Annotated in this window: 12 protein-coding genes; all 12 read left to right on the top strand. The window is 44.1% G+C overall.

Annotation, left to right across the window (positions count from 1 at the left end; genetic code table 11):
- Positions 1–66: 66 nt before the first annotated feature.
- The gene (locus ACRRNK_RS19980) at positions 67–2,097 is read left to right on the top strand and encodes a DUF5693 family protein (protein ID WP_433944350.1); all 2,031 of its coding nucleotides are present in this window, start codon (positions 67–69) and stop codon (positions 2,095–2,097) included.
- Positions 2,070–3,206, top strand: a complete 1,137-nt coding sequence (csaB, locus tag ACRRNK_RS19975) for a polysaccharide pyruvyl transferase CsaB (protein ID WP_433946956.1) — start codon at positions 2,070–2,072, stop codon at positions 3,204–3,206. Before ACRRNK_RS19980 ends, csaB begins: the two co-directional genes overlap by 28 nt.
- 6 nt (positions 3,207–3,212) lie before the next feature.
- Positions 3,213–3,971 (top strand): WecB/TagA/CpsF family glycosyltransferase, encoded by a 759-nt coding sequence (locus ACRRNK_RS19970; RefSeq protein WP_433944349.1) that lies wholly within the window; start codon positions 3,213–3,215, stop codon positions 3,969–3,971.
- Positions 3,972–4,083: 112 nt separating this feature from the next.
- Positions 4,084–5,208 carry a glycosyltransferase family 4 protein gene (locus ACRRNK_RS19965; RefSeq protein WP_433944348.1) on the top strand — a complete coding sequence of 375 codons (1,125 nt, stop codon included), beginning with the start codon at positions 4,084–4,086 and terminating at the stop codon, positions 5,206–5,208.
- Positions 5,209–5,398: 190 nt separating this feature from the next.
- Positions 5,399–5,776, top strand: coding sequence for a hypothetical protein (locus ACRRNK_RS19960; protein WP_433944347.1), 378 nt, complete (start codon positions 5,399–5,401; stop codon positions 5,774–5,776).
- A 263-nt stretch (positions 5,777–6,039) separates the two neighbouring features.
- Positions 6,040–10,092 (top strand): S-layer homology domain-containing protein, encoded by a 4,053-nt coding sequence (locus tag ACRRNK_RS19955; protein WP_433944346.1) that lies wholly within the window; start codon positions 6,040–6,042, stop codon positions 10,090–10,092.
- Between the two features lie 171 nt (positions 10,093–10,263).
- The gene (locus ACRRNK_RS19950; protein WP_433944345.1) at positions 10,264–10,605 is read left to right on the top strand and encodes a hypothetical protein; all 342 of its coding nucleotides are present in this window, start codon (positions 10,264–10,266) and stop codon (positions 10,603–10,605) included.
- A gap of 501 nt (positions 10,606–11,106) precedes the next feature.
- Complete coding sequence (locus ACRRNK_RS19945; protein ID WP_433944344.1) at positions 11,107–14,430, top strand: Ig-like domain-containing protein; 3,324 nt, start codon at positions 11,107–11,109, stop codon at positions 14,428–14,430.
- Between the two features lie 231 nt (positions 14,431–14,661).
- Complete coding sequence (locus ACRRNK_RS19940; protein ID WP_433944343.1) at positions 14,662–17,235, top strand: hypothetical protein; 2,574 nt, start codon at positions 14,662–14,664, stop codon at positions 17,233–17,235.
- A 117-nt stretch (positions 17,236–17,352) separates the two neighbouring features.
- On the top strand, positions 17,353–17,883 hold the full coding sequence (locus ACRRNK_RS19935) for a hypothetical protein (RefSeq protein WP_433944342.1): 531 nt from the start codon (positions 17,353–17,355) through the stop codon (positions 17,881–17,883).
- A gap of 114 nt (positions 17,884–17,997) precedes the next feature.
- Positions 17,998–18,279 (top strand): small, acid-soluble spore protein, alpha/beta type, encoded by a 282-nt coding sequence (locus ACRRNK_RS19930; RefSeq protein WP_433944341.1) that lies wholly within the window; start codon positions 17,998–18,000, stop codon positions 18,277–18,279.
- Positions 18,280–18,479: 200 nt separating this feature from the next.
- Entirely contained in the window at positions 18,480–19,682 is a 1,203-nt protein-coding gene (gene metK / locus ACRRNK_RS19925) for a methionine adenosyltransferase (RefSeq protein ID WP_433944340.1), read from the top strand.
- Positions 19,683–19,902: the final 220 nt, after the last annotated feature.

Here is a 19,902-nt window from a genome sequence, read left to right as displayed (position 1 = left end):
TCTGAATGCTCTTGCTTATGGGCTGGGCTTAGGGACTTCGGAGTTTATTCATGAGGAGGTACCTTTGTGTATCAAAGATGGCAGAAGTGGAACAAAGTGTCCCGCAAGTGGCTGTGGATTCTGGTTGTTGTAGGTATGGTGGCTTCATTGCCCCTAATCTATGGCCGTATCCAGACCGAGCAGACAGCCAAGAACGTGGAGCTTATTTTCAATTATCGCAGCTTGCTGGAAAGTTCCTATTACCAACCTAACCCTGAAGCGTATTTGAATGAACAGCTGGATAAGCTGCAAGGCGCCGGTGTCGGCACGATTGCGATGTTTGAAAGCAATCTCGACGAGTTGTCCAGATCCCATCGTGTGATGGTATACAGCACACAGGATTTGATCAACATGAAGAAGCTGCCCCTATCGAGTGCAGCAACCGAGAATCAGACTTATGTCGTATTTACCAATGAGGAGAACGCCCGTACTTTCCAGCCTTTAATTGAAGACACATTCAAAATGTTCGATATCGACGTAGCTCCTTGGAGCTGGGAACCAGGTACAACGGCTATCCGAATTAATACGTCTATGGCAAATGCTCTAATCAAATCTTTTGCCCCTGACCCGATTGCGATGAAGATGCTGCGGGATAAAGGCTTTAATATTCTTCCGCGTATGAGCGACAGCATGCCTTACGATCAGGCTGCGGTAGACAAGCTGCTCACCACGTTCCAGGAGAACAATGTGAAGCACATACTCTTTGAAGGGGATGCCGTTAAGGGATTTACGGATAATCCGGAGAAGAAGAGCCTGAAGGCTTTTGCCGACTCGCTTAAAGCTCATGGGCTGGGTATTGTGACCATCGAAGGTCTCAAGAAGCCTCAAGCAGGCTTTAACAAGCTGGCTTACGATCTGAATTACAATGTAGTACGTCTATATTCCTTAAGCGATAAGGATGCCAAGCTGGATACAGATACTCTTGCGGACCGCTTTGCTTTGGCAGTCAAGGACCGGAAGATCCGTATGATCTATATCAACAGTATGCCGAGTAAGGACTTGTCGAAGTCTACAATCACAGATTCGGTGGACAACATTGTCCAGTCTTTGAGTGAACCGGGAAATGCAATCAAGCGGATTGAGAAAGACGGTTACCTGCTTGGACAGGCTGAGGCATTCACAGTCAACTCCCATTCCTGGGATAAAATACTCAAAGCTTTAGTTGTCTTGGGCGGAGTAGCCTTCGTCTCGATTCTTGTATCCTATTTCTTGCCATCATTAACGCTGGCAGCTCTGATCCTTGGTCTTCTTGGCTGTGCGGGGCTGTTCGTCATTCACAAGCAAGATCTGATGGAACAAATGCTGTCTTTGCTCGTGGCGATTAGCGCACCAACCATTGCTATGCTGCTTGCAATCAAGAAGGTACAAGAGATTCAAGGCGCGAACCGGGCGATGTCATCTGGGCGCCGATTGACTCACAGCCTTGTGCTGTTCATTAAGACATCGTTATTGTCACTTTGTGCAGTGCCTTTTGTGATCGCGCTGCTGAATAATATTACTTATGCTCTTGTCTTGAATCAGTTCCGTGGGGTGAGCCTGCTGCATGTAGTTCCGGTATTCCTGGTAGCTCTGTATGTCTTCCTCTACCAAGGGACATCGGTGTACAGCGAGCTTCGCAGATGGCTTCGTATGCCAATCACTGTTCTATGGGTAGTCTGTGCGGCCATCTTGGGGGCGGTAGGACTGTACTACCTTTCCCGTACAGGGAACTCAGGCAGTCTCCTGCCTGGCGAAGCTGCATTCCGTTCATTCCTGGAGAATACGATTGGGGTACGCCCAAGGAACAAGGAGTTCCTGGCCTTCCACCCGCTGTTCATTATGGGTGTATTCGCGGCCTTGCGTTTCCCTAAGCTGATCTATGTGCTGATTATTGCATCCATTGGTCAGTTATCTATGGTGGATACCTTCGCTCATATTCATTCACCAGTCCTCATCTCCTTGATTCGCGGACTGCTGGGCATGGGCTTTGGCATTATCATCGGACTTATTGCTGTTGGAGTATGGATTATCATTGAAAGGTGCTGGACAAAATGGTCACCCCGTCTGTTACAAGACTAGTCATCTCCGGTTATTACGGCTTCCGCAACAGTGGGGACGAGGCGGTGCTCAAATCGATTCTGACCGCGCTGGAAGAAGAGGGCGCGCGGTCAGGACTTAGAATTGAACCCATCGTTCTATCTATCGACCCGGAATGGACAACATCGATGTACGGCGTAAGGGCTGTACACCGTATGAAGCTCGGGGAGGTTAGGCGGGCCTTGAAGGAAAGTGATGGTCTGATCAGCGGCGGAGGCAGCCTGCTTCAAGATGCTACAGGCATGACCACGATCCCCTATTATTTGGGCATCATTAAGATAGCGCAGTGGCTTAAGAAGCCTACTTTTATCTATGCTCAAGGTGTCGGACCCGTGAACCGGGGGATGTTTCATCCTTTTATAAAGGGAATCTTCCGGAAATGCAGTTACATCTCTGTTCGTGACAATGAATCTGCGCAGCTGCTGGGAACAATGGGACTAAGCCGGGACAAGATAGAGGTTGTGCCTGATCCCGTTATGGGTCTTCCGCTGCCAGAGGGCGCGGAAATGATAGTCAATTCAGGACAGCACGAAGGGGATCTGCCTGTCGTAGGCATCTCCGTTCGGTACTGGAATACAGAGCGTAAGGAGTTAACGCAGCTTGCTGCCGGTCTTACGGCATTAGCCTCGCTTATGCGGGTTCATTTCCGCTTTCTGCCCTTTCACCTACCGGGCGATGATGAAGCCTCGCGCTTTGTCATCGACCTTATGAAGGGTGTGACTACGCAGGGAAGCGTCATCAGCGTGGCGCCAGAGACGGTCAATCCGCAGGAAATGCTTGCCGAGGTCAGCCGTTGTCAGGCGCTCATAGGTATGAGGCTGCACAGCTTGATTTATGCGGCTTCACAGCGTGTTCCCCTGCTCGGCATTTCCTATGATCCGAAGATCGATCATTTTCTGGCCCGCCTGGGCTCCGTCCCGGTGGGAACAAGCGATCAGCTTGATCCACAGATCGTGGCATCCGAGCTTCGGAGCCTGCTCCTGGAGGGAGAGGCCTGGCGCAGCCGAAATGCGTCCAGAATCGATACGCTCAAGCAGGAAGCCCGCCGGCCGGCGGAGCGGATTGCTGAATTTTTTAAGAACAGAGGGTGAATCAACATGAAGCAGCCGGCAAATGTGCCTACCGTATCTGTATTCGGCATTCCAGTCTGCAAATGGGGGATGGAAGATACCGTCAAGTACTTGGTTGAAGTCGTACAGACCGGGAAGCCGCATCAGATTATTACCGCTAATCCGATTATGGTGATGGCCGCACTGGAGAACCCTGAATATAAGTCCATGATGCAGCATGCAGATCTGATTGTGCCGGATGGAACCGGAGTGGTATGGGCCGCGCGGAAGGGCGGTCAACCCGTAACTGAGCGTGTGGCGGGGTTCGACCTGCTGCATGAACTGATGAAGCAAGGAGAGCAGCTGGGCTGGAAAGTATTCCTGCTCGGGGCAGCCCCCGAAGTGATTCAGGAAGCATCCGCGCGGTTACAATTGCAGTATCCGAGAGTGAAGATCGTCGGTACACGTGATGGTTACTTTGGTCCACAGCAGGATCTTGAGGTTGTTGCAGATATTGTTAAGGCTAAGCCGGATCTATTGTTCGTAGCCCGGGGGGCAGATACACAAGAACCGTGGATTGCCAAATATAAAGAACAACTTGGTGTCCCTGTAATTATGGGAGTTGGAGGAAGCTTTGACGTGATCTCAGGGCGGACCCAGCGTGCACCGAAATTCATGCAGAAGATGCATCTGGAGTGGTTCTACCGTCTTCTCCGCGAACCTACAAGGATTCGAAGAATGCTTGCGCTGCCGAAATTCACCGTCAAAGTACTGCGTGAGGGAGAAAACCTCACGAAAGTGCGGTAAATAGGCGGAATCCTCTGAAATTTAGCGGAATTTTGCTGATTTACAGAGCTGGTAGTTTGTTCGCATTCGGAGTATAATTCATTCGGTAGATAAAATGGGGGTTGAAATTGACATGTTGATGATCTATATCATCGGGTTTATCGTCTCGCTCGTTCTGGCGCTTGGCTTGACGCCGCTGGTGAAGAAATTCGCGATTAAGGTTGGCGTAGTTGACGTTCCGAATGCACGTAAGGTGCATACTAGAGTTATGCCGAGACTCGGTGGACTAGGCATTTATTTATCTTTCGTAATCGGATTAGTCGCGTTACTTCCTTTTATCCCGGAGAGTTATATCTCTTCCAGAGACCTCGACTTTGTAGGAGCATTCCTAGTCGGTGGAACTATGATTGTATTACTAGGTGCTTTAGACGATCGATTTGATCTGTCTGCGAAATTAAAATTACTAGTCCAAATTGCTACAGCGTGTGTTGTGGTGTTCGGATTTGATATTAAGATTGAATTTGCTAATATTCCGTTTCACACTTACTCATCCGTAGAGACGTGGATGTCGATTCCGTTCACGATCCTCTGGATTGTCGGTGTGACGAATGCGATCAATCTGATCGATGGACTTGATGGGCTTGCTGCAGGGGTATCGGCGATAGCAATCGGTACGATCGCGGTAATGGCCTTTATTATGGGGAATGAGATTACAGCCGTGCTTTGTCTTCTATTGCTGGGCAGTATCTTGGGATTCCTGTACTTTAACTTTCACCCGGCCAAGATCTTCATGGGAGATTCGGGGTCGTTGTTCCTTGGATTCAGCCTTGCGCTGTTGTCCTTGTTAGGATTTAAGCAGGTCGCTATCGTGTCGTTCCTGACCCCGCTAATCCTGATCGGAGTACCTTTGTCGGATACTATGTTCGCTATTGTGCGCCGCTGGATGCAGAAGAAGCCAATCTTCTCGCCAGACAAAGGCCACCTTCACCACTGTCTGCGTGAGCTGGGCTTCAGCCACCGTCAGACCGTGCTGATCATTTACGGAATTGCCGCATTCTTCGGAGTGCTTGCGATCATCCAGTCCTCGGCCGCGCTCTATTCGGCCAACTGGGTCACCTTCGTTGTCATCTGTATCATGGTCTTCTTCCTGCAGATCGGTGCAGAGGTTATCGGCTTGATCGGCAAGACGAAGCGTCCTGTCCTTAACTTCATCGCAAGGCTGCGAATGAAGGAGAGCACGGAACGAGGCTCGGATTAATTGATCTGAATATTTAGATGGTCTACTCTAGTTAAGAACACCTCTCGTCTGTGGAAGATATGGCGGGGGGTGTCTTTTATAATTTCAGATGTTAGGATGCCAGCAGAATGAAGTTTCTCAAATAGCACAAGTGATGTATACTAAAGAAAACAGTCAGCCGATGAGAAAACTACTGTGAGGAGGGGTAAATATGAGTGAACAATTGCTTCAACAGATTGTGAACCAACTGGGACGGATCGAAAGCGAGCAGCAGGCTATGAAGACAGAGATTCAGCTTGTGAAGACAGAAATACATGACGTTAAAGCAGAAGTCGTCTCAATTAAGGATACACAAGAATTGTTCCGGACGCAGCTAAGTGAGACAAATGAGATCGTAAAGGCCATTCGTGATCGGCAGGAAGAGACCGATGCGAAGCTGGACGCTCTTAGTATGGATGTCAACAAGCTGCACGGGCAGTTCACCCGCCTCAAGGAAGGTCAGGAGAGACATGACAAGCTTCTAGAGAAGCTGTCCGTACGGTCAATTGAACATGAAGCTGATATTTCAGAACTGCGTCGAATCAAGTAAGCTTCTATGTAAGTGAAATTTATAATAACCAGAAAAGTCCCACTGCACATAGGTGCAGTGGGACTTTTTCTATACCTGGATACAAGCATCGATAGATGAACTATCCATATTGGAGGCAAAATTCCATTAATTTGGATTTATTATTCCAGTTTTCTTCAAAATCGCTCACCCTTGTCCGATAAATAAGATAACTGACTTCAAAAAGGAGAGATTCATACATGCAGCGCGTTAAGAGGCCGTTAGTATGGCTTATGTTGTTGACAATGATAGTTTCTTTGGTACCGGTTGGGTTAACTCCAGTAGCTAAGGCAGACTCTGGATTGTCTTCAGCAACTTATTTCAGCCCGGACATTCTGGATATTCGCAAGACGATCTCATTGGTTACGGAATATACCAGTACGGATCATGATGGTACTAAGACCCCAGCTGAATGGAAACAGATCAACCGTGATAATGTCTATAAGTACAGCAAGCCCAATTTAACGATAAACGGTAGCTTTGCTCAGGTATCTTCTACGAATATGACAGTTAAGGTAGAACAGCTTAATTCGGTGGCTAACAGCTCCGGGCAAGTCAGCTGGGTGCCAGACTCTACCCGTTATAATTATGGTGTTATTACTCTAGATCCAAACGATACAACAGGCAAGCGATTTGTTGCCAAAGATCTAAGTCTATTTGCCGGCTTCAACAAGATTACCTTCACAGGGCTTCAAGGTGAGCTGCAGCGTTCTGAATCCTTCTATGTTCTTTACGACAAGATTCCTTACCTAAGCGAACTGAAGCTCATGGGTGGAGGGACAACAGGAGTGGCTTTGAATGAGGGAACTCCTGTTGTTGTCAAAGATAGTGTAATCTCACTTCAAGGTGTTGCAATGAATGCAACCAAAGTGATAATGTCTGCTAACGGTGGGGGTACCCAAGAGAGTACAATAGATACTTATACAGGCACCTTCTACACCGCAGGAGTGACATTGAATCCAGGCTTGAATACCATTAAGCTTGTAATTCAGAATGGCTCGGATTCAGTTACAGTACAGCGTTCAATTTTTTATTACAAATCAACGGATCCGATAACCGGGTTGTATGTTTATGATGGAACCAAGGGTTACAGTATCCTCAAGGACACTCCTACAGTAACGACAGATCTAACTACTGCCGGAGGAGTAAAGGTGATCGGGCAGGCGCTTATCCCTTACAGCACGAGTGCGAATACTTTCGCGAGCGAGGCTAAGGTATATGTTAACGATATGACTACGAATATACCTTTTACGCTCCTTTCTATGAATCCTTTTAAAGATGATGGATCCTTGAGCTCTACGGCAGGGGAAGAGGTCATTATTCCTGGAGCATCAGGACAGCCTGAGTATCGTCTGGTTACATTTATAACGAACTCGGTAATTCCAGTTGACACTTCCAAGACGAATCAACCGATTAAGCTGAAAATCGAGTACGGAGCTGGAACGAACATGTTCAATCCTACTTTTAGTGCAGCTTATAAATACTTACCTAATCAGTCTCTGATTACATCGCTGAAGTACCTTCCGAACTATAAGGAAGGAACCAATGTCACAACGGTATCCCAAGAACCATTAGATGGGGCGCAGGTGAATTCCGGGTCGTTCTATATCCTGGTGGATTCAAGTAAGACACCAGTTGCTGGCTCGCTTAATGGGGAATTCCTTCCTAGTGGCAGTAAAACTTTCACTATGACTCCTATTGCTGCACCGGGTACAGTTGGATTAACTAGTACTCAGGAAATTTACAAAATTACCAACTTCCCAAGTGGACAGCAGAATCTCAGATTTAGTTATGGTCAGGATGCGAAAGATGTTACGGTCAGCTATGTCACCATGAATAATATTTATGTTGATAATCTGATTGATGGTCAGACGTATTCATTTAACTCCAAAAATACGAACAGCCTGAAGATTACAGGTAGATATCTTGGATTCACGAACATTGAAGTAGCTGAATACAGCGTCAACGGGATTAACGGTACGAGCTTGAAGGAGGGCGTTGCCGATGATGGTAAGGATACTACTCTTGGAGTTGATACATCCCACACCAGCTTCGACCTTGAGCTGAATATCAAGCCTTCCGGACCGCTTGTATACGGAGAGAATATTATCAAATTTGTAGGCACGTATAAGGATGCACTGGGGAATACGGTGAAGATAGAGAAGAGTCTGCGCATCTATATCGTAGATGAGAATTCATCCACGATCGATAAATTCCAGCCTTCCTTGGCTGTGACGGATCGTCCAGATCTACCTACACTCGCGCTGTATAACAAGATTTCCTTTAATCTGACTTCTGCGCCTACAGAAGCAGAGAAGGAGTCCTTCGCATCAACAATGTCCAGTCTGTTCGCGTTGTCTCCAAGATTTGTGTATAACAGTGCACAGGGGAACTATACAACCACATTGGATGATTATGATGTTGTCCTTAGAGGTGGAGGCGCAACGCTCCTGAATCTGTACTTTGGTTCAGAGAGAATTATTTCCGAACAGTTGTCCCAGGATCAGGTGACTCAACAATTGGATAAAAGCTTTACTTTGAACGGTAAAACGTACAACTATGATCTAATTGGCAGTGAGAAGGACTTTGTGCTTCGCATTAGAGGCGTGCATTTTGATGTTGTAGGAAGCCATATTTACAATCTCGAACTTGTAAATAGCACAGGCGCACGTACAACCAAGAAGCTGGAGATTACCAAGACGGTAGAGCCTTACCGCTTACTCTCTCCAAGACCAACTGTAGGTAACCAGTATATCGTTAATAAGAACTTCGTACATTTTGATATTGAGGCTGAGGGTGCTACCAAGGTAATGATTGGTAAGGACCAAGCAAAACCGCTTCAAATTGATGGTATGAAGGATCGTTTTGTATATGATTTCGTAGGTCTGAAGCCAGACAAGGCAACGGCAATCAAAATCCAAATTGTGCGTGCCAACAGTACCTTGAATGATACAATCAGTGTGTACTACACATCTACAGTGGCTGTGAATTCTGAATTTATGGCAGAGAAGGTAGCGAATAAATACAGTGTGTTTAACAAGGGTGTGGAACTAAGCTTCCCTAAAGGAACCGTGCTTCAGACTGCTAACCCAGGCCTCAATGTTACGCAATACTACCCTGACAACAAGCTGCTCTTCGGTATTGCGGATCCTAAAGATGGCGTAGTAGAACGCCGCGATGATTATGGCAACTACGTGGGTCTGCCTAAGACGAATGATGAGAGCGCGCTTGACCAGATCGACCTGGATGCGACTTTGACGGCAAGATTTAATTCAAACATCAACTCAGGCAATTTCACGCGCATATCTGATATTTACTGGATCAGCGGAGGACTGGGTGAATACCGTAATGGCAATGTATATTATCCATCCACCAATGGGATTGCTCCGAACTCCGTGGAAGGAGACTTCCCGGATTATAACGGCAGCCGGGCTAAGAAGGATGTACCATCCGGCCAACGGAAGATAGTACCTTCCCAGCGTGGATCCCTGAAGATCTCCTTCGATAAGAATGTGGTAGATGAAGTGGGAACTACGGTTACTGTCTATAAATACACCGGAACAAGCAATAAGGGCGCTTGGGAGAACATCGGCGGAGAAGTGGATATGAAGAACCACACGATTACCGTACCGTTCGATGATTTTGGTTATTACAAAGTAATGAAACTTCGTAGAACCTACGGTGACATCACGAATCATAATTGGGCCCGTAATATTTTGAATGGTCTTTATTCTAAAGGAATTATGTCCAACCTGCGGGCGGATGCATTCGGTACTGACGATCGCACAACCCGGGGAGAATTCGCAACGCTGCTTGTGAAAGGACTTAATCTACCGCTTAAGTATGATCCTAATGAACAAACCTTCTTCGATATTGTGTATGGAGCAGAGTCGGCAACATGGAGCTTTGAGTATATTGAGACAGCTGCAAGAGCAGGTATTGTTACGGGACAGACAGAAGGGTTCTTTGCACCAGACATGCCAATCACTCGTGAACAGGCTGCTGTCATGATTGCTCGGGCGCTCAAATTGAAGATGGCAACAAATGATGACAAGCTGAATGCGAGCCTGGCCAAATCTTTTGTAGACTCTGGCAGTATTGATATCTACGCACGACCAGCGATTCAAGCTGTGAACGCCGCTAAGGTAATGACAGGAAGTGCTACTACAATTGCCGGTCAGAAGAAGCCGGTGTACAGCTTCAACGCCAAAGGTTATCTGACCCGTGCAGAAGCCGGCAAGATCGCTGTAGAGCTCCTTAAGAAGAGCACCAAGATCTTCCCTAAGAACTTAAGCTAGCATGAACTTTCAATACCCGCCTGTGAGTGTGAGCTTACAGGCGGGTATTCTTGTATTAATAGCGAAATAGGGACAATCTATAATTACCAATTACATCTTTTTGTAATTATTCAGAGATTAGGATACAATAACAGAGTAATAGACATTTTTTGCAAAAGGGTGAATATGCGCATGAAACCGTTATTATCGAAAGCTCAACTGGATTATATGAAAGCAAAAGCGAAATTTGAGGATAGAGCGAAAGTATTGGAGAAGAAGATCGGAGAAACTCAGAAATTGCAAGAGGTTACCCAAGAGGTCATGGAAGGACTCGTGGTAGAGACTGGATTTCATGATGCCTTCAACGAACTTACCGTTGCCGAGAATGCTCTAATTGACTGGTCACACGTAACAATGAAGCACGAGAAATCTTACAAAGAGAACAAGCAGCCGATCGAGAATATGTATGCGAATTTGAATTCTGATCCACAGATGCGAGCTCGTATTATTGAACTGGCTATGAAAGTAAGGTAATAATTGAATTTCTTTATACTATATATAGTAGGGAGACGTCCATGTTATGGACGTCTTTTTTCTATGTTTGAGATGGATAGATATAGGGTATTGGATTGGGAAAAGTTGCTTAATGACTGGCATAATACCCCATGGTATACTAATAACCGTTAAGCCCCATTGCTGGGAGAAAGTTGAATAAAAGGGCTCGGATAGGAATTGCATAATAATTTAAATATTTTTTCCGCAACCCGCAACTTTTTGAAATTCCCTGCGTTTAAGATGTAGAACATGAACAACGGTGACCAATTTAGACAAACCAGAATGTCCCTCATAGGGAAACTTGTCTATTTACTAGAAAAATTATCTTTACGCCTCTAGGGACCCATTGTATAATGTCAAGGTAGGATTAGGTAACTACTCTATTTCTACGTGCTCCAAAGTTTACAAGTTTCTGTGGCACCGTTCACAGACATAATTTATAGTAATTCGCTCAACTCGGGAAAGGGGGTGTATCGGCTAATGAGTAACACGAGCTATACATTTAAAGAAAATTCTCAAATGAAAGATATTCAAGGAGGAGAAAAAAAGGTTATGAAGAAAATTTTATCCGTAGCATTGTCTACAGCAATGGCATTCTCCATGTTTGCTTCTGTAGCATTCGGTGCTGAGTCCCAAACTCCACAACAACAATTTGATGCATTGAAAGCAAAAGGTATCCTTACTGGTTACCCAGATGGTTCCGCTCACTTGGAGAAAACAATCACTCGTGCAGAACTTGCTAAAGTGATCGTTAAAACTCTTGGATTGAAAGAAATCACTGGTGTGTATTCTTTCAAAGACAAGAACTACAATGCTAAGAACTGGGCAGCTCCTTACATCGAGGCTGTATCCTCTTCTACTCCAGTAATCATGCAAGGTAAAGACACTGCTAAAAAAATCTTCGACTTCAACGGTAACGTTACTGTAGAAGAATTGGCAACTGTATTGGTTCGTGCATTGAACCTTACTGTTCCAACTGAAGGTGTAGATAACAGCGCAACTGCATGGGCTAAAGGTTATGTCCAAGCAGCAATCAACGCTGGTTACCTTGAAAAAGGTATCAACTATCAAGCAGCAGCAACTCGCTCCCAAGTAGTTGTAGCAGCTTATGCAGTTGACCAACAACGTTCTATCCCAACTGTAGCTTCTTACAAAGTGGTAGACGCTAACAACGTTGAATTCACACTGTCCAACCAAGAAGTTGTTAAGGTTAAACTTGACAAAGCTCTTGAAGCTAACAAAGAAACAGCTGTAGAATTCAAAGATTCCAAAGGTAACACAATCGCAACTAAAGTTACTTATGTTGTGACTACTGCAACTAAAGTTGCTAGCGTATCTGCAAGCAACCTTAAAGAAGTAGTTGTTGCTTTTGATGGTGAAGTTGATAAGGCTACTGCTGAAGATGCTAGCAACTACTCTTTGAATAACAGCAAAATCATTGAATCTGCTTCACTTTCCAGTGATGGAAAAACCGTAACTCTGACTTTGGACACTACTGCTGGGACTGCTCTTACAAACCAAGTTGAGTACAAACTGACTTTGAATAATATCAAAGCAGGTAATACTGTGATTTCTGCAAAAGATGTTGCCTTTACGCCAGTAGATGCTGCATTGCCTGTTGCTCAATCAGCAGAAGCACTTGGTAACAAAACAATTAAAGTAGCATTTAGTGAGCCAGTCCAAACTGCTTCAGCTGCTAACTTGAAAATTGATGGTGTGCCTGTTGTTGGATACACTTCAATCAACGGAAAAACTTTGATTGTTAAAGTTTACTCTGCGCTTTCAAACGGTGAACACACTATCTCTGTTAACGGTGTGAGTGACTATTCTTCACTAAAATCTTTGGCAACTGATTTGAAATTTACTGTTGCAGAAGACACTACTGCTCCTACTATCAAAGCAGTAACAAGTGCTACTTTTGAAAAGGTTCGTCTTCAATTCAGCGAACCAGTAGACCCTGCTACTGTTCTTGGAACTAACGTTTACTGGTTATCTGGTACTTCCAAACAGTATGCTAGTAGTAATGTAACACAAATTTCTGATGATACTTTTGAGTTTGACTTTAATGCTAATAAAATCCAATACGCTACTGACCTTTATGTAACTGGCGTAAAAGATTACTCTGGTAATGCTATCGCTGACAACACAAAAGTAAGTGTATCGCCTGTTCTGGACCAAACTCGCCCAGAAGTTGTGAATGCAGAACTTGATAGCACAAACCAAGTTATCACAGTTAAATTCAACAAGACACTTACTAATGCTGATGTTATTAAAGGCTCTAACTATGTAATTAAAGATAAAGACGGCAAAGAAGTAAGCAAGCTGAAGACCCCAGTTCTTCAAGCAGACAACAAAACTGTTAAAGTTACTTTGTCATCTGCATTGAGTCAAGGTGCTTCTTACACACTCGAAATTTCTGGTATTAGTGACACTACAACGCTTCATAACGTAATGTTGCCATACACTAAGAAATTTGATATCGCTGACACAACAGGTGCAAATACTTCCCTTATCACTGCTAACTCCGTGACAAATGGTGGTCTGAACCGTATCGTTGTAACTTATCCTAAAGTAATGTCAGTTTCTGGTGATGGTTCAGCTGTAGAGGCAAGCAAATACTTCTACGCTACTACTGCTGCTCCTAGTACTTGGGTAGCTCTTCCATCCGGTACTGGTCTGAACATTACTCCAGATGGCAAATCGGTAATCATTTCCTTCCCATCTGATGTAGCGGTGACAACAATTGCTAATATCCGTGTTCAGTTGGTTAAAGACTCTGCCGGTAACTACATCTCTGGTTTGACGAAAGATGTTGCTGTTGGAAATGCAGCTGTTTCTGTCCTGCAATCATCCACAGCTACTGCTAACAATAAAGTTAGCGTACTGTTCGATCAAAACCTTCTGTCTAATACAGTAAATCCTTCTGATTTTGTAGTGAAATCTACAAGTGGTGAAGTTCTAACTGTCATTGCAGCTTCACTTGATGCAGATAATGCTAAGAAAGTTAATCTGACATTGGCGGATGCTACTAAATTGTCGGACGATGCAAAATATAATACTCGTGCTGTTACTGTAGATGTTAAAGCTAATGCTACCACTGCTACTGCAGAAGGCAGAACAGTAGCTTCCAACGCAGGTGGTGCAGTTACTCTAACTGATAAGATTGCAGCTTCTGTTGATACAGTGGTTGGATCTGCTAATGGAACTAGCTTGAAAGTTAACTTCAATGAGCCGTTGAAAGCTGCAACAGGTTCTGCACTTACAAACTATGCTACAGATTTGGTAGTTACCGACGAGAACGGAACTGTTCTTCAACCGGGAACTGGATATACTGTAGATGCAGTTACTGCAGGAGATAAGTTCCTTACAATTAACTTTGGTGCTACCCAACACAAAGGTGTAATGTCTGTAGCAATTGCTAACCCAAGATTTATCTTGGATGCAAGTAACAATATCGTTGCTTCTCAAGCTGCAATTGATGTTGCTCCGGACGCATCTGCTCCAACTGTAACTACTGCACTTGCTAATGGTAATGCGACTGGTATCGCTACATCTGATGATGCTACTATTACATTCAGTGAAGCACTTAATACTGCAAGTAAAACAGCTGTTGAAACAGCATTGAAAAATGCAGTAACTGGTGCAGCTTCTTCTGATCTTACCTTCGGATGGGTTGGTGGAGTGCTAACAATTACAAATAACAGTACAACAAACGTTGCTAAATTCGGTACATCTGATGTTAAGGTGAATATCACTGATTTGGCTGGTAACACTACTTCTAATGCTGTAATTGTTACTCCTTAATTAATTTTTAAAAAACTCAGACTTCGGTCTGAGTTTTTTTTATTTTTTAGACTACCTAGTATAGAAGGCCTTTTGATTATAAATTGAATTGATAAGGGGAGAAGGAGAACTCTGGTATGCAAGAAAACAGTGAAAAACACGGGTAAATTATTTGTTTCCATTTAATGAAACAATTTCAACTTATATACGTTTAAATTAGTAGAAACTATTTAACGAATGGGAGGATTCAGTTTGAAAAAGGCTTTACTTCCGTCTGTCTCATTAGTGCTGACGTTAATTGTAGGAAGTACATTGGAACCAAATGTATCAGCTGCTACCTCTATAAGTGCAACAAAGGCTTCACAAGTTCAAGCAAAAACACCTATAGTCCACACTATCAATGCACTACCTGCAATTAAACTTACAGGAAAAAGCTCCGTTCGCCTCTCCGAAGTAAACGTACTAACTCAAGATGAAGGTAGTATTGTTACATACACACTCACTTTTAATAATGGTGATTCAAAAAACCTTGATTTGACGGATTATTGGACAAGAGTTAAATCTGCTGGAGGATCGATGTATAGCGCTGCTCTTAAGTCAACAGATGCAACCAAGAAGAATGTAGCACCTGGATCAACAACGACTTTAACCTACATTGTAAAAACGGGTAAGAATATAAAGATCAGCGATCTTGCTTTTCAAATTGTGAAATGGGATTTCAGTAAGCCGAATTATGAGAGTAACTTAGGTTCATTCAAAATCCCCGCATCATATTTAATTTCTACACCTTCAGGCCAGTCTAGAACGGTTCGTATTAATGAAGCTCCAATAAAAATGAAGGTCAGCCAAGTAACAACATACTTATCAGGTGATTATAATTATGTTGGTGTTACTGTAGATCTTCAGAACGTTGGATATAAGATGTTCGAAGATCCAAAGGTAAGAATGGTTATAAAAACATCAGGGGGTTCAAATTATCCATTAACGGCGGACTCCTTAGGCATAGATTACAGAATTCAGCCACAAGACACGAAGAAACTGAATCTTATGGCTTCCATCCCTAAAAGTGTTCCTCTCAAAAATTTGGAGTTTCAGGTCATACAGGATGATGAAACTACGAAGTTGAGTCTACCTATTGCCACTTTGCAGCTGCCAGTTGCCAGAAATCAATCGATAACTACAGCCCCTTACGCAGAGAAAGTTATAACACTGCCAACAGGTAAAATCGGGGCAAGCGTAAAGGGTGCATGGATTAACCAAAGTTATGACAACAGTGATCTGGCAATTCAATTTACAATTCGTAATTTGGGTAGGACGACAGTTGCAGTACCTAAATACGACTTTGTTATCCATACTCCAAGTGGATATACATTCCCGATCACTGTACAAGGATTAGACAATGTGTCTCTTAAGCCTGAAGAAGAAAAGAATTTAAGGTTAAATATTTCACTTCCATCAAACTTAGTAGATGAGAAGCTACAGTTATTTGTCAATGTTCCGCAATCGTCTAATGATGTTAATAAGGACGTCACTGGTAAAGAACCAAGCACCAGCAAAGAAAATGTATTCAGTTATCCAGTTGGAATATTTGCACTGCCAGAGGCTACACCTCTTCAGAATACAAAGGGTACCGAACAACTCATACAGACGAATAGCGGCCTTCTCGGATTAACATTAGCAAGTGTACAGCGATTGCCTTGGAGTGACGGTGATTTGGTCGCTGCAAAAATTACCGTAGCGAATAAGAGCAATAAGACAGTAGTCTTACCAGATTTAGCAGGTCAATTCACGATAGATTCTGCAAAGTTAACGGCTGATACGAAATTGATTAATACTCAAAGTGTTGCATTGTTAGGTGCAGGTATGTCAACGGATCTTTATGTAATCTCTAAGTTACCTTCATACCTTGATTTTTCCCAACTACAAATATCATTATTGGAAAGGTCGGGTGATGCAGCTAACCCAATTACATCTCCCTGGTTCCAATTTACGAACTTAGGAAGTCTACCAGAACTTAATACAATTAAGAAAGAATCATCATATCAGATGATAACAAGTGGAAATAAAGAAGAATTCAAAGTCCGTAAGACTATTGTCTACCCAGGAACATCCTCAGACATCGTATATACAGAACTAGAAGTGAAGAACCTTGAGGATCACCAAATTGATTTGTCCCAAGTAGTTGGATATTATAAAGCAGCGGGTGGACAAAACTATCGGGCTAAGACGGTTCAAATTGAGACACCGGTAGGTCCAAATGAGAAAAGTGTTGTAGCCTTGTGGACTAAAATTCCGAGCAGAATAAATGTTCCTGATATGAAATTGATTGTTGGCGAAGGCATAACAGATAATAAGCTTACTCCTGCTAAAGGAGAATCAACGGGATATATTAATGCAACTTCGATGGAACTAAACGTTGTTAAACCGGCATTAAATGGAACACTTAAATCTATAGATTTATTCCCATATACTCTTGGAATAAATTATGTTGACGCAGTATTAACTGGTTCTAGCTCACTTCAAGTCAAAGTTGAGTATACTCTCAAAAAGGACTTGGACTATAGTGTTGGCGATTTAGGGCATAAGTTTGTAATGGAAATATTAGATACAAGTACTGGCAGAACCTTTGAAAAAGAAGTAACACCAGAAACAGATTTGAAATTGGGTACTAATAATACATTTTCATTTAACGTTGATGATACTATTTACGACAAAATGAAGTACGGATCCTATAACTTCTCTTTATACGATGAGTTTCAGGGTCAAAAGATTAAGCTGGCAAACCAAGGGTTCTACTATAACGCAAATTATCTAGTAAACAATTAATAGACTAATTTAATGTTGAAAATCCCCGTCCTCGGGGATTTTGCTTGTCTCCCCCTATTAAAACCTCTATCATTAATAGATAAGAGAAAGAATTTCCAAAATGGCAGGAGGCACCTCATGAATAGAATGTGGAAAGTCACGGCAGCAGCCGTTTTAATTGGTGGTGGATTAATAGCGGGATCCTTGTTGAATCTTCAAGCTGAAGGCGCAGGCGTAACGAACCAGCCAGGTACTGCGGATGATCCAGTGGTTACGAAGAGTTATGTAGATCAGCAGATTCAGAAAGCGCTTGGTGGTGGCTCCACGACCACAAAGCCAACAACACCAGACACTGGAAGCGGGACGGGAACATCGACTGGAGGAGCAGCCACTAGTGAAGGGATTGAAGTCGTTACGTTGAAGCCTGGTCAGACGTTGATCGCGAAGGCAGGCGCCGAGTTCATCGTTCGTGGCGGTAAGGCCATTATATATAGTGCAGACGCTAACGGTGTGGCGGATCTGACGGATGGTAAGGATGTAGCCAATGGAGAGACGGCTGCAAGTAATCATCTGTTATCTTTTCCAAGGGAAGGCCGGGGTATTCAGGTAGCAGACGGACAGAAGATGAGTCTTACTGTCATGGTTAGAGGCGGTTATGTAATTAAGTAGCCTGTTAACCAGCAGCGCCATTAATTGCATATAATAACAAACATTCATACGGCTACAAGTCCGCAAGGCAGAGATACTAATCCTGTATACAATTTACTCAGGAGGTGTATTCTAATGGCAAGCAGCAGTAGAAGAAGTCGTCAAATCGTACCGCAAAGCCGGGAAGCTCTGAAGCAAATGAAGTATGAGATCGCAGCAGAGTTCGGTCTTCCGGTAGGTTATGGTGCTGGATCCATGGGTTCGGCAGATACTGAATTTGCCGGGGAGCTTGGAAGCATGGGAAATGGTCATACTACAAGCAGTTGGGGTCACTTGACCTCGCGTGAGAATGGCTCTGTGGGCGGGGAGATTACGAAGCGTTTGGTGGCGCACGCAGAACGGCATTTTACATTATAAAGAATACTCTCAGCTATACTACAATTATTAATCGGAAATCAGGAATAATAAGCCTTGTCCCTTGATTGACAGGGGGGTACAAATACGTTAATATGACTTTTGAGGCTTGTACTTCAACCTTTTCCGAGCGGAAAAGGTTCATTTTTTGTGTAGGATCGGTTGGCGATTGCCATACTATCCATATGGGAGGTTGAGAATTCATGTCCATTAAAGGGCGACATTTGTTTACTTCCGAGTCCGTTACCGAAGGACACCCGGACAAGATTTGTGACCAGATCTCTGATGCGGTACTTGACGCATTTCTGGCTAATGACCCTAATGCTCGCGTTGCTTGCGAAGTGTCCGTTGCGACGGGCTTGGTGCTTGTAATTGGTGAGATTAGTACGAGTTCCGAATACGTGGACATCCCGTCTATCGTACGTAAGACCGTCAAGGATATTGGTTATACCCGTGCGAAGTACGGTTTTGACTATAACACCTGTGCAGTGCTGACGTCACTAAATGAACAGTCCGCGGATATCGCCCAAGGCGTGAATGCGGCGCTGGAGAACCGCGATCCTGCCCAAGTGGATAAGGAAACGGCTGATATTGGTGCAGGGGACCAAGGTCTGATGTTCGGTTTTGCTACGAACGAGACACCTGAACTTATGCCTCTTCCTATTGCTCTGTCCCACCGTATTGCTCGTCGTCTCTCTGAAGTACGTAAGGACGGCACCCTGGACTACCTTCGTCCAGACGGTAAGACACAAGTTACGATTGAGTATGTGGACGGTAAGCCGACCCGTGTTGATACAATCGTTGTATCCACACAGCATGCTGAAGAAGCAACTTTGGAGCAGATCCAAGCAGATATCAAAGAAAAAGTTATTCTTCCTGTAGTTCCAGCTGAACTGCTGGATGCAGATACTAAATATTTCATCAACCCAACAGGCCGTTTCGTTATTGGTGGACCTCAAGGGGATGCCGGTTTGACTGGACGTAAGATCATCGTAGATACCTATGGCGGTTATGCTCGTCATGGCGGCGGTGCATTCTCCGGTAAGGATCCTACGAAAGTAGACCGTTCCGCAGCCTATGCAGCACGTTATGTAGCGAAGAACCTTGTAGCTGCAGGTCTTGCTGACAAAGTGGAGATCCAGCTCGCTTACGCGATCGGGGTAGCTACACCAGTATCGATTAATGTCGATACATACGGAACTGGTAAAGTGTCCGAGGAGAAGCTTGTTGAACTCGTAAGCAACAACTTCGATCTTCGTCCTGCCGGAATCATCCGTATGCTAGACCTTCGTCGTCCAATCTACCATCAGACTGCAGCTTACGGTCACTTCGGCCGTACAGATGTGGATCTTCCTTGGGAACGTGTAGACAAGGCTGAGCTCCTTAAAGAGCAAGCAGGTCTGTAAGCTGAATTTACTTTACAAAATATAAGACGGGTATTCCTCCGAATGTGGAGGTTACCCGTTTTTTTTGTATTCTTTTAACGGGGGAAACCTGTCTTATAATGCTTAATCTCTTTCAGTGGTTGGATAAATTTGTAGGAAACTAAAGTTAGAGGGCTTATTAGCCGAAAATAGATATACGACTGATTATACATATTTCAAATATATAAGTTGGACTTGAAGG

Origin of the sequence: Paenibacillus sp. SN-8-1 (assembly GCF_050995535.1) — a bacterium.
Classification (GTDB): Bacteria; Bacillota; Bacilli; order Paenibacillales; family Paenibacillaceae; genus Fontibacillus.
Note: the sequence above shows the minus strand (reverse complement) of the source record. Positions and strands in the feature narration are given on the sequence as shown.